Origin of the sequence: Klebsiella sp. RHBSTW-00484, from assembly GCF_013705725.1 — a bacterium.
Lineage (GTDB): Bacteria > Pseudomonadota > Gammaproteobacteria > Enterobacterales > Enterobacteriaceae > Klebsiella.
Genome location: NZ_CP055481.1, coordinates 5,894,639 through 5,906,655 on the forward strand (window position 1 = coordinate 5,894,639; position 12,017 = coordinate 5,906,655).

Annotated in this window: 12 protein-coding genes and 1 riboswitch; of the genes, 4 read left to right on the plus strand and 8 right to left on the minus strand. The window is 54.6% G+C overall.

Annotated features, from left to right (window positions below):
• Nucleotides 1-464: 464 nt before the first annotated feature.
• Nucleotides 465-2,054 carry a bifunctional phosphoribosylaminoimidazolecarboxamide formyltransferase/IMP cyclohydrolase gene (gene purH / locus HV213_RS27780; protein ID WP_181484067.1) on the plus strand — a complete coding sequence of 530 codons (1,590 nt, stop codon included), beginning with the start codon at nucleotides 465-467 and terminating at the stop codon, nucleotides 2,052-2,054.
• Between the two features lie 15 nt (nucleotides 2,055-2,069).
• Complete coding sequence (gene purD, locus HV213_RS27785; RefSeq protein ID WP_181484068.1) at nucleotides 2,070-3,359, plus strand: phosphoribosylamine--glycine ligase; 1,290 nt, start codon at nucleotides 2,070-2,072, stop codon at nucleotides 3,357-3,359.
• On the opposite strand, the gene zraR is transcribed toward purD, so the two are convergent.
• Nucleotides 3,356-4,687, minus strand: coding sequence for a sigma-54-dependent response regulator transcription factor ZraR (zraR, locus tag HV213_RS27790; RefSeq protein ID WP_181484069.1), 1,332 nt, complete (start codon nucleotides 4,685-4,687; stop codon nucleotides 3,356-3,358). The genes purD and zraR overlap by 4 nt on opposite strands.
• Entirely contained in the window at nucleotides 4,684-6,075 is a 1,392-nt protein-coding gene (zraS, locus tag HV213_RS27795; RefSeq protein ID WP_181484070.1) for a two-component system sensor histidine kinase ZraS, read from the minus strand. The genes zraR and zraS overlap by 4 nt, the downstream gene beginning before the upstream one ends.
• 249 nt (nucleotides 6,076-6,324) lie before the next feature.
• Between zraS and zraP the strand changes: the two genes are divergently transcribed.
• Nucleotides 6,325-6,762: a zinc resistance sensor/chaperone ZraP gene (zraP, locus tag HV213_RS27800; RefSeq protein ID WP_181484071.1), complete on the plus strand. Its 438-nt coding sequence runs from the start codon at nucleotides 6,325-6,327 to the stop codon at nucleotides 6,760-6,762.
• Nucleotides 6,763-6,765: 3 nt separating this feature from the next.
• On the opposite strand, the gene HV213_RS27805 is transcribed toward zraP, so the two are convergent.
• The 6 genes from HV213_RS27805 to nudC form a co-directional block, all read right to left on the minus strand.
• On the minus strand, nucleotides 6,766-7,464 hold the full coding sequence (locus HV213_RS27805) for a DUF1481 domain-containing protein (protein ID WP_112217128.1): 699 nt from the start codon (nucleotides 7,462-7,464) through the stop codon (nucleotides 6,766-6,768).
• 6 nt (nucleotides 7,465-7,470) lie between these two features.
• On the minus strand, nucleotides 7,471-7,743 hold the full coding sequence (gene hupA / locus HV213_RS27810) for a nucleoid-associated protein HU-alpha (protein WP_004097675.1): 273 nt from the start codon (nucleotides 7,741-7,743) through the stop codon (nucleotides 7,471-7,473).
• Nucleotides 7,744-7,929: 186 nt separating this feature from the next.
• Nucleotides 7,930-8,520, minus strand: a complete 591-nt coding sequence (locus HV213_RS27815) for a YjaG family protein (RefSeq protein WP_110277353.1) — start codon at nucleotides 8,518-8,520, stop codon at nucleotides 7,930-7,932.
• Nucleotides 8,521-8,562: 42 nt separating this feature from the next.
• Nucleotides 8,563-9,234, minus strand: coding sequence for a deoxyribonuclease V (gene nfi, locus HV213_RS27820; protein WP_181484072.1), 672 nt, complete (start codon nucleotides 9,232-9,234; stop codon nucleotides 8,563-8,565).
• A gap of 9 nt (nucleotides 9,235-9,243) precedes the next feature.
• A complete protein-coding gene (gene hemE, locus HV213_RS27825; protein WP_112217126.1) occupies nucleotides 9,244-10,308 on the minus strand; it encodes a uroporphyrinogen decarboxylase in 1,065 nt (354 codons plus the stop codon).
• A 166-nt stretch (nucleotides 10,309-10,474) separates the two neighbouring features.
• Nucleotides 10,475-11,248 carry an NAD(+) diphosphatase gene (gene nudC, locus HV213_RS27830; RefSeq protein ID WP_181484073.1) on the minus strand — a complete coding sequence of 258 codons (774 nt, stop codon included), beginning with the start codon at nucleotides 11,246-11,248 and terminating at the stop codon, nucleotides 10,475-10,477.
• A 95-nt stretch (nucleotides 11,249-11,343) separates the two neighbouring features.
• Between nudC and rsd the strand changes: the two genes are divergently transcribed.
• Complete coding sequence (rsd, locus tag HV213_RS27835) at nucleotides 11,344-11,841, plus strand: sigma D regulator (RefSeq protein WP_181484074.1); 498 nt, start codon at nucleotides 11,344-11,346, stop codon at nucleotides 11,839-11,841.
• A 54-nt stretch (nucleotides 11,842-11,895) separates the two neighbouring features.
• A riboswitch (TPP riboswitch) is annotated at nucleotides 11,896-12,009 on the plus strand.
• Nucleotides 12,010-12,017 lie beyond the last annotated feature (8 nt).

Sequence of the window (12,017 nt, forward strand, 5' to 3'; positions counted from 1 at the left end):
CTCACCGTTGCGAGGTGGCGTATATTACGCCTTCCTCTTTCAGAGTCAACCTTATTTTCAGGTTTTTCTCTTCAACTGACCCGGCTGTTTGTGTGAAGTGATTCACATCTGCCGTGTCGATGGAGGCGCATTATAGGGAGTTCTCGACTGACCGCAATAGTTAAATTACAGAAAAATGACTGACTGCTGCAATCCCCAGCAGAACCCCGCTTTATACCCTGTTGCACACAGAGTTATCCACTGATTGCTGACGATCTCCTTCTATAACAGCTATACCCTTTCTCTATATAAGCAGCAACTCAGGGCAAAAAAGAGAAAGATAAAAATTCGCGAGCGTTGCGCAAACGTTTTCGTTACAATGCCGCGCTATAACAAGGACGCCCGGTTGGGTGCGTTAGGTGAGTTTTTAGACAAAAACTCACCTAACGCTCTCTGTAATATTCAAATCCTGGGGATTTAATACCATGCAACAACGTCGTCCAGTCCGCCGCGCACTGCTCAGTGTTTCTGACAAGGCCGGTATCGTCGAATTCGCGCAGGCACTTTCCGCTCGTGGTGTAGAGCTACTGTCTACAGGTGGTACAGCACGCCTGCTGGCTGAGAAAGGTCTGCCGGTAACCGAAGTCTCTGACTACACCGGTTTCCCGGAAATGATGGATGGACGCGTGAAGACCCTGCATCCGAAAGTACACGGCGGCATTCTCGGTCGTCGTGGTCAGGATGATGGCATTATGGAACAGCACGGTATCGCACCCATCGATATGGTTGTCGTTAACCTTTATCCGTTCGCCGAGACCGTTGCCCGTGAAGGCTGTTCGCTGGAAGATGCGGTAGAGAATATTGATATCGGCGGCCCGACCATGGTTCGCTCAGCGGCAAAGAACCATAAAGATGTGGCCATCGTGGTGAAGAGCAACGACTACGAAGCCATTATTAATGAGATGGACGCCAACGAAGGCTCCCTCACTCTGGAAACCCGCTTCGACCTCGCCATCAAAGCTTTCGAACATACCGCGGCCTACGACAGCATGATTGCCAACTACTTCGGCAGCATGGTTCCGGCCTATTATGGTGAAAGCAAAGAAGCCGCTGGCCGCTTCCCGCGTACTCTTAACCTGAACTTCATTAAGAAGCAGGATATGCGCTACGGCGAAAACAGCCACCAGCAGGCTGCCTTCTATATAGAAGAGAATGTTAAAGAAGCTTCCGTTGCTACTGCGACCCAGGTCCAGGGCAAAGCGCTCTCTTATAACAACATCGCTGATACCGATGCGGCGCTGGAGTGCGTGAAAGAGTTCAACGAACCTGCCTGCGTTATCGTTAAGCACGCTAACCCGTGCGGTGTGGCCGTCAGCACCTCTATTCTCGACGCTTACGACCGCGCCTATAAAACCGACCCAACTTCTGCGTTTGGCGGCATCATCGCTTTCAACCGCGAACTGGATGCCGAAACAGCACAAGCCATTATCTCACGCCAGTTTGTTGAAGTGATTATCGCCCCGTCAGCAACAGAGGAAGCGCTGAAAATCACTTCCGCTAAACAGAACGTACGCGTCCTGACCTGTGGTCAGTGGGCAACCCGCGTTGCCGGTCTGGACTTCAAACGCGTAAACGGTGGCCTGCTGGTTCAGGATCGTGATCTTGGTATGGTCACCGAAGGTGAACTGCGTGTGGTTTCCAAACGTCAGCCTACCGAACAAGAATTACGTGATGCGCTGTTCTGCTGGAAAGTGGCAAAATTCGTGAAATCTAACGCCATTGTCTACGCCAAAGAGAATATGACTATCGGGATAGGCGCAGGCCAGATGAGCCGCGTTTACTCTGCGAAGATCGCCGGGATTAAAGCCGCCGACGAAGGGCTGGAAGTCAAAGGTTCCGCCATGGCTTCCGACGCGTTCTTCCCGTTCCGTGATGGTATTGATGCCGCCGCAGCCGTCGGTGTGAGCTGCGTTATCCAGCCTGGCGGTTCTATTCGCGACGAAGAGGTGATTGCCGCTGCCGACGAACACGGTATTGCGATGATCTTCACCGACATGCGCCACTTCCGCCATTAATCCACGGAGCAGACGATGAAAGTATTAGTTATTGGCAACGGCGGGCGCGAGCACGCCCTGGCCTGGAAAGCGGTACAGTCACCAAATGTCGATACCGTTTTTGTCGCACCGGGTAACGCGGGCACCGCGCTGGAGCCTGCGCTGCAAAACGTGGCTATCGGTGTTACCGATATCCCGGCACTGCTGGCCTTTGCCCAGAGCGAGAAGATTGACCTGACTATCGTCGGCCCGGAAGCGCCGCTGGTGATTGGCGTGGTCGACGCCTTCCGCGCCGCCGGTCTGAAAATCTTTGGCCCCACCGAAGGTGCCGCGCAGCTTGAAGGCTCAAAAGCCTTCACCAAAGATTTCCTCGCCCGTCATAACATTCCGACGGCGGAATATCAGAACTTCACCGAAATCGAACCCGCGTTGGCTTACCTGCGCGAGAAAGGCGCACCCATTGTCATCAAAGCCGACGGTCTGGCTGCCGGTAAAGGCGTTATCGTGGCAATGACGCTTGAAGAAGCCGAAGCCGCCGTGCATGACATGCTGGCAGGCAACGCCTTTGGCAATGCAGGTCACCGTATCGTGATTGAAGAGTTCCTCGACGGTGAAGAGGCAAGCTTTATCGTGATGGTCGACGGCGAGCACGTGCTGCCAATGGCCACCAGCCAGGATCACAAACGCGTAGGTAATGGCGACACCGGCCCGAACACCGGCGGAATGGGTGCATATTCTCCGGCGCCAGTCGTGACCGATGAAGTTCATCAGCGCACCATGGAACGCATCATCTGGCCAACCGTCAAAGGCATGGCGGCGGAAGGTAACACCTACACCGGTTTCCTGTATGCGGGTCTGATGATCGACAAACAGGGCAACCCGAAAGTGATTGAGTTCAACTGCCGCTTTGGCGATCCGGAAACTCAGCCGATCATGCTGCGCATGAAATCGGATCTGGTGGATCTTTGTCTGGCCGCTTGTGAAGGCAAGCTGGACGAGAAGGCCTCCGAGTGGGACCAGCGCGCTGCGTTAGGCGTGGTGATTGCCGCCGGAGGTTATCCGGCTGACTACCGTACCGGGGACGTTATCCACGGCCTGCCGCTGGAAGAAACCGCAGACGGCAAAGTATTCCACGCCGGGACTAAACTCGCGGATGACGACCGTGTGTTGACCAGCGGCGGTCGCGTACTATGCGCCACCGCGCTGGGTCATACCGTTGCCGAAGCGCAGAAGCGCGCTTATGCCCTGATGGCTGATATTCGCTGGGACGGCAGCTTTAGCCGTAACGACATCGGCTGGCGCGCCATCGAACGCGAGCAAAACTAGCGGCTAAGCTTAGCCAGCAGCGTTTTGCGCGTAATGCCTAACTGGCGGGCGGCTTCAGTTTTGTTGCCGCCCGTTTTTTCAAGCGCCGCCAGAATCACCTCTTTTTCTACTTCCACCAGCGGTTGAATCACGTCATCGGATAGCGACAACGCCGGAACTGGCGTACCGGCAATCGACAACGGTAGCTCGCGTTCGGAAATATACTCTCCCGTCAGCAGAACCACCGCCCGCTCCACCGCGTTTTCCAGTTCACGAATATTGCCAGGCCAGTCGTAGTGGATCAGCAAATCCATCGCCTGCGGCGTAAAACCCTGCACCGCCTTGCGGTTACGCTCGGCATAACGTTGCAGGAAATAGCGCGCCAGCTGTGGGATATCTTCTCGACGCTGACGCAACGGCGGCATGTCGATGGTCACCACGTTCAGGCGATAGTAGAGATCCTGACGAAAGCGACCGGCACTCACCTCTTCGGCTAAATCGCGATGGGTGGCGGCAATCAGTCTGACATCAACCTTAATCGTCTGATTACTCCCAACGCGTTGAACTTCTCGTTCCTGGATCGCCCGTAACAATCGCACCTGCATCAGCGGTGAGATATCACCAATCTCATCGAGGAATAATGTGCCGCCATCGGCTTGCTCAAAACGCCCTTCCCGCCGTTTATCGGCCCCGGTAAACGCGCCCTTCTCATGACCGAACAGTTCCGACTCCAGCAACGATTCATTGAGCGCCGCACAGTTCAGCGTCACCAGCGGTTGATTATTACGCCTGCTACTGGCGTGGAGCGCACGGGCAACCAGCTCTTTGCCGGTACCTGACTCACCGCAGATCAACACTGTCGCATCAGATGGCGCCACCAGGGCGATATTGCTGAGTAGCGTCTGCATCGCCGGGCTATCACCCACCATGCCAAATTGTGCTGCTGGGCCTGGTTCCATGCCGCTATCGGACTGGCGCGTATGTGCCAACGCCTGGGCAAGCGTCTCCTGCAGTTTGTCAAAATCCAGCGGTTTGATGAGATAATCCAGCGCCCCGGACTTGATAGCTTCAACCGCCGTTCCGACGCTGGAGAAAGCGGTCATGATGAGTACCGGGATTGCCGGGTTGTAAGCCTTAATTTCCTTGAGCGTTTCGATACCGTCCATCTCCGCCATACGGATATCGCACAGCACCAGGTCAAATACTTTTTGCTTCACTAGCTCCAGAGCCAACAGCCCGTTGTGGGCCAATGCGACGTTATAGCCCCAGCCCCGCAGTAAGGCCTGGAGGATCGTACAATGGCTGACATCGTCATCAACAACCAGAATGTCTACCTTCTCATCCGTCATCCTTGTTCATCCTTTTGTTGCGCGCTCACCGGCAGATAAAGCGTAAAAACGGCGCCTTTTCCCGGCGTACTGTCGGCGTGGATCGTTCCGCCATGTTGTTCAACAATATTCTGCACTACCGCCAGCCCCAGTCCGGTACCATCTGCTTTGGTCGTAAAATAGGGGGTGAAGATGGCCTGTCTTTGCTCTGCCGTCATCCCTTTTCCACTATCGGTCACGACGATTTTCACTCTCTGACCATCGCATTCGCCGACTTCCACACGAATCGTCCCGTGATGTCCAATGGCCTGCATCGCGTTGAGATACAGGTTCAGTAATACCTGCTTAAGCCTGTCAGGGTCGGCCTCAATCCGGCGTAGCGAAGGCTGAGCGTTAAAGTTCAGCTCGATAGCGCGGCTCTGCGCATCCTGGCCAATCAACTGAAGCGAGTGGGTAATGACCTCATTCAAATCAACCGATTGATATTTTAAATGTGCCGGACGCACCAGTTCCAGAAGTTCGCTGACCACCCGGTTTAAACGATCGGCTTCTTTTGCCATCACCTGGGCCAACTGATGCGCTTCGCCGTCGGGCGGGGTACGTTCAGCAAAATACTTTGCCAGCCCTTTAATGGAGGATAACGGGTTACGAATCTCATGCGCGACGCCCGCAGCCAAATGCCCGATCGCCACCAGTTTCTCTTTACGCGCCATCGCTTCCTGTAGTTGCTTACGCGAGCGCTGATAGCGTCGGAACCAAAATTGAGCCAGCACGGTTGCCACCATCACCACGCCTGCCGCGCACAGCATAACGATCATATTCCGCAGACCACGGGCGTTGTCAGCATCCAGTTCCCGGGCATCAAAGGCGATAAAAATGACCTGCGGCACCTGAGCACGCAGGTCGGCAGATTCGCGGCGCATCATCATGCGCATATGATGAGCGCCCCCGCCGTTAAGCGGGCGAAACTGGCGATAGATTTCCAGCGCCGGTTCCGGTTTTTCAAGCCGCCGCCAGCGCTCCTCGCCACCAATGTTCAACCCGCGCATCGCATCGGCAGAATACAGCGTCCCGCCAACCTGCTGCGGATCGCTATGAGCAATAATTTTGCCATTCTCATCCGTCACCGCAAACCACAGTACGCCGGGCTGCCAGGCCATTTCCTCAAGCAGCGCCTGAAGCTGGGCGTGATGCATACGCATTCCCATACCGACGCGAGTTCCGGACTCCAGGGCGCGAATCAGTACGCTGCCTTTTTCCTGAATGGTCTGGCGCGCGGCGTCGTTCTCACGACTATTGTCGCGCACGATAAGTACGGAAAACAGGCACACCAGCAGTAAGATGAGGCCAGTCAGTAGCCAGCTCAGCCCAACAGCAACAGAATCCTTCGACAACCGCATCACGTTCATTGCAACTCCCTTTTATCAGGCTCTACGGTTCCCAGCAGAAATCATGCCATTTTTCCGGCCCGGCAAACGGGCTCTCAGGCATAAACCCGCAATACGCCGGGTAAAAATGACCCGCATCGATCTTTGTCGCGAGTCATTTTTACTCGCTGTCATCTGCTGATGCGATAGAAAACCTTATATCCTGCGGAGTTTTCATCCTGGCACGGAAGATGCAAACACAGAAGAAACCATAAACCAGGAGAATAAACCATGAAACGGAACCACAAACTCACTCTGACACTCATCGCCCTTGCCGCCTTAACCTTTGGTGGCAGCTCTGCATGGGCAGGACACCACTGGAATAACGGCAACGGAGTGGGTCCGCAGGGCTATAGCCAACTGACGACTGAACAGCAGGCCACTGCCCAGAAGCTGCATAGCGATTTCTATGAGCAAACCCGCGCTCTACGCCAGCAGCTCACATCAAAACGCTACGAATACAATGCGTTGTTAACTGCGGATAAACCGGACAGTACAAAAATTGAATCTGTTGCCCAGGAGATGGAAGCTCTCGGTCAGAAGCTGGCCCAGCAGCGGGTTAAGTTTGATGTCGCTTTAGCACAGGCGGGTATTCCTCGCGGCGAGGGAATGGCGCGTGGAGGCTGTGGGGGTGGTGGCCGCGGTCATATGGGCATGAACCACTGGTAAGATTTAGAAGTTTTTCTCAGTCGGCTGCCAGGTACAGAAGTCTTCGTTTGCCACCAGCAGCAACTGGGAACCTTCCGGCGCTTCCAGCCACGCCACGCTCACCTCAATGGATGAGTGATTCTGGCGACGTTCAATATGGGCTAGCGCTCGCGCATCAAGGTCAGGCTTTACGGTCTGACCTTCGCAGGTTGTTACCGTCTGGTTGGCATGCCAGCGTCCCTGACGCAGCATCACGCGACCCTGACGTAAAGCATCGCTGGTCTGGCGTATTTGCTCTGCGCGGTAACGATACAGCGCAACCTGATCGCTGGAAAGCTGCTGCTTCTGCCCGTCGACTTCACGCTGCATAAAGCTTAGCTCGCCCTGCGCATCAAAGCGGGCGCGAATATGTTCCGGGGGTTTGCCGTAAACGTTCAGTTCGATTAGCGCAAGCTGATCGTCCTGCCAACGGTACTCGCTGGTCGAGGTATTCCCGTGACGCCACGGGCTAAAGGCGGCAAGAAGGCGAACCTCGCCATCTGAATCTTTACGCCAGATACGCATCGCTCCCTGGTTATCCGCATACCCGCTGGCGGTGAACGGTGGGAGAGAAGAATCGTGGCTGCAGGCAGTAAGCAGCAATACGCCCACCAGCGCCAACGGACGACGCCAGGTAGACAAAAGGGGCTTAAAAGCCCCTTCGATAAAACTGTAAACTGCCACGCGGTCTTACTTAACTGCGTCTTTCAGTGCTTTGCCTGAAACAAATGCCGGTACGTTAGCTGCGGCGATTTTGATTTCATTACCGGTCTGCGGGTTGCGGCCAGTACGCTCAGCGCGGTGGTTCACTTTGAAGGTACCGAAACCAACCAGTTGAACAGCATCACCTTCTTTCAGAGACTCAGTAATTGCAGCCAGGGTAGATTCCAGGGCAGCTTTCGCCTGTGCTTTGGACAGGTCAGCTTTGTCCGCAATTACATCAATCAGTTGAGTCTTGTTCATAAGTTATCCTTACAATGTGTTTATCGCTTGCTAAGCATCGAGTGCGACGGAAATGCCAAAAAAGCACCCACCTGCATACACGCACCGATAGCCACTTTTTTTCGCCCCCCAAATGTAGACCAGACGGGGGGCGGAATGGAAGCCTTCAGACGCTACAATTCAGGCGGTAAATCACGTTTTCTTGTCTCACTGCTGAAAATTTATACCAATATTGCTCTCACCGGCCTCGCGGAGGTCTGCACGAAGCCCTTTGATCAGTTCAATGTCTCGTTCTTCGCAGTCGGCCAAAAGACGGAAAATCTCCCACTGAATATCCCATTCTTGCTCAACAGCTGGGTTTTCTTTGAGCTCTTCGTCGGTCATTTCGCGACCAGCCTGGGTCATTTCCAGCATCGCAACGGTGGTGATGGAACTCTTGCTCACTTCGATCGCATGCTCAAGCGTTTCCCCGCTCAGCCGTGAGTGAATCAATTCACTTAATGCGACGCAGGCGTCAATGGCCGGATAAACACCGTACAGATCGTAATCATCAGCAGCCGGAATCGCCTCTTCCAGCTTTTCTAGCTGACTATCAAAATTCACTTTCGCATCTTTAACCGTCAGCGTTTCCCAGATCAGGTCAAGGATACGACGATACAGCTGGCCATCAGCGAACTCAGTTTGCTTGCAGAACATGGCGTAGTTGGGGTACATCCGCTCGCACAGACAGGCCATAAAAGTGACGTGCTGCCAGCTCTCCAGCTTCTCCAGACGCAGGTGAATCGGGTTTTGTAACATGATGAGTTCTCGAAGTCAGAAATTAGCCGCAGTGTACCTGAATCAGCCGTGATTTGCTTGCCAACGCACAAACGCCGGTCGGTGGGACGCCACCGCATCAGCCCAGCGCGTCGGCTCCGGCAGACGGTAACCTTTCAGGCAACGTTTTACCCACATCAGCGCGCTATCAAGGCCAACGCGATGTCCGGTGCTTACGAACAGCGGGTTACAGCGCGCTTTACTGCGCAGGACCCATGCCAGCTGCTCACCTTTATCCTGCAATGGAGCCAGCGCACCGGGCTCATCGCCGAGCAGTTCAAACTTACCGCATAGCCGCTTTTTCGCCACACCGATCGTCGGGACATCCACCAGCAGCCCAAAATGGCTGGCGACGCCAAGGCGGCGCGGATGAGAAATACCGTGCCCGTCGACGAATAAAAGATCCGGTTTTTGTGAAAGTTGCTCCCACGCCGCCAGCAGCGCAGGCGTTTCGCGAAAGGAGAGGAAACCGGGAATGTAGGGCATCGTGGTGGCAACGCGCGCCACCTGATATTCCACCAGCTCCAGCGACGGATAGCTCAGCAGCACCATCGCCGCCCGGGTGACTTCGCCCTCTTGCTCAAATCCAACATCCGCACCGCCGATCAGCATCGGCGGATCCTGGTCCAGACGATCGACTCGCTCCACCGATTCCGCCAGGCTCAGCTGTTGGGCGCGTAGCGATGCCAAATCCATAATCACTCCTTAACGGTGGTATTGCGCCGACAAACGGTGCACCGCCTCCACAAACACACCCGCGTGTTCCGGGTCGACGTCCTGGTGAATCCCGTGGCCAAGGTTGAAGACATGACCCTCACCCTGACCGAATCCGGCGAGAATGGTCGCCACTTCTTCCTCGATACGCGCCGCAGGAGCGTAAAGCATTGAAGGGTCCATATTGCCCTGCAGAGCGACTTTATGGCCCACGCGACGGCGCGCATCGGCGATATCGGTAGTCCAGTCGAGTCCCAGCGCATCGCAACCGGTTTCCGCCATCGCTTCCAGCCACTGCCCGCCGCCTTTGGTAAACAGGGTTACCGGTACGCGACGGCCTTCGTTCTCACGCAGCAGACCATCGACGATTTTATGCATGTAGTAGAGCGAGAACTGCTGATAATCACGACCGGTCAGCGCGCCGCCCCAGGTGTCAAAAATCATTACCGACTGAGCGCCCGCTTTGATTTGCGCGTTCAGATACAGCGTGACACTTTTCGCCAGCTTATCCAGCAGGGCGTGCAGCGCCTGCGGCTCGGCATACATCATCTTCTTGATCACCGTAAACGCTTTGCTGCTGCCGCCTTCAACCATATAGGTCGCCAGCGTCCACGGGCTACCGGAGAAACCAATCAGCGGCACTTCACCTTTGAGCTCGCGGCGGATAGTACGCACCGCGTTCATCACATAGCCTAGCTCCCCTTCCGGGTCAGGGATCGGTAGTTTATCGACATCCGCTTTACAGGTGATGGGCGAGGTAAAACGCGGGCCTTCACCGGCTTCGAAATAAAGCCCCAGCCCCATGGCGTCCGGGATAGTCAGAATGTCCGAGAAGAGGATTGCCGCATCCAGCTTATAGCGACGCAGCGGCTGCAGCGTCACTTCGCAAGCCAGCTCAGCATTTTTACACAGCGACATAAAGTCGCCCGCTTCGGCGCGAGTGGCTTTATATTCCGGTAAATAGCGGCCCGCCTGGCGCATCATCCACACCGGGGTGACATCAACCGGCTGACGTAGCAGCGCGCGCAGGTAACGATCGTTCTTCAATTCGGTCATTTTTACATTCCTTTAGCGTTGATGCGCCAAGTTTATACACAAAATCATTCAAAGTGGATCAAGGCGGCAATTGAATGAACCCCAGGAGTTTACTCAAGTAAGTGACTGGGGTAAGTGAAAGCAGCCAACAAAGAGGCAATTTGAAGGATAAAGTGTATGTAGCATGTCACTCATACTCTGCCCGACACATCGCCACGGTATCTTCTATCAGACGGCGGGCAACCGTTCCCGGCGGCGGCAGGAGCGGCAGATCGTCATAGCGATACCATCCCGCTTCCAGCAGCTCTTTCTTATCGATAACAATCTCGCCGCTGTCGTATTCGGCCATAAACGCAGTCATTAGCGATTGCGGGAACGGCCACGGCTGGGAGGTCACGTAGCGCAGGTTTTTTACCTTAATGCCGCTCTCTTCCATTACCTCACGGGCAACCGTCTGCTCCAGGGTTTCACCGACTTCGACAAACCCGGCCAGCACCGTGTGCACACCGTTTCGATGGCGCGTGTGCTGCGCCAGCAAAATAGAATCATCCCGTCGAATAGCAACGATGATGCACGGCGCGATTTGCGGGTAATAACGCTCACGGCAGTGGCTGCAGAGCATCGCCCATTCAGTTTTGCTGGGGTGCATCGGATGCCCGCAATAACCGCAGAATTTATGCGAGCGATAGAACTCCGCCAGTTGGATCCCGCGTCCCGCCAGTTGAAAAAGGCCAGCATCCTGATCGAGCACCTGACGCAACGATCCCATCTCATGTCGGCGCTCCTGACGAACCAGCCACACCGGTTCGCCCTGCCATTCTCCTATGCGCAGCGCGGGTTGCCCCGCAAGATTAAAATTTACCGCTTCGCCATGTGGTAATTCCCCGCCGGGTAACCATAATTTCTGTTCGTGGCTGACTATCCACCAACCGCGATCTAATTTTTCAATAATACGATCCATATCTATTGCACTACCTTCATTTTACTGGCACTTTTAACATTAAATTTACATTTTGGTGAGCAACGTATTTCTCTTCAAAACTTGCGGAGTCAACCATGTTAAACCAGCTGGAAAACCTGACGGAACGTGTTGGAGGCAGCAATAAACTGGTCGATCGCTGGCTACAAGTACGTAAGCATTTGCTCGTGGCTTACTACAACCTGGTTGGCCTGAAACCTGGCAAAGAATCATTTATGCGGCTTAATGAGAAGGCGCTGGATGATTTTTGTCAAAGTCTGGTGGACTATCTCTCCTCCGGTCATTTTAGTATTTATGAACGCTTTATCGCCGAATTGGAAGGTGATACACCACTTTTAACCGCCACTAAGCTTTATCCACAACTGCAAGCCAACACCCAGCAGATCATGGATGACTACGACTCTTGCCTCGAAAACGCCATCGATCACGATAACTACCTTGAGTTTCAACAGGCGTTATCGGATATCGGCGAAGCGCTGGAAGTACGCTTTGCGCTGGAGGATAAACTCATCGCCCTCGCCATCGCCCACAGCCGAAAGGACCCCGTCAGCGACAATATCGCGCCGACGGCTTGAGTTGTCCGCTATTAACGAGTAGTTTACATACATCCCCTCTCGCAGAGGGGGGATGTCATCTTGTCGGAGTGCCCATTTTCCACAGTGGAAAAGGCTGAGACCGTTAATTCGGGATCCGCGGAACCTGATCAGGCTAATACCTGCGAAGGGAACAAGAGTAAACTATATTTAGCGTC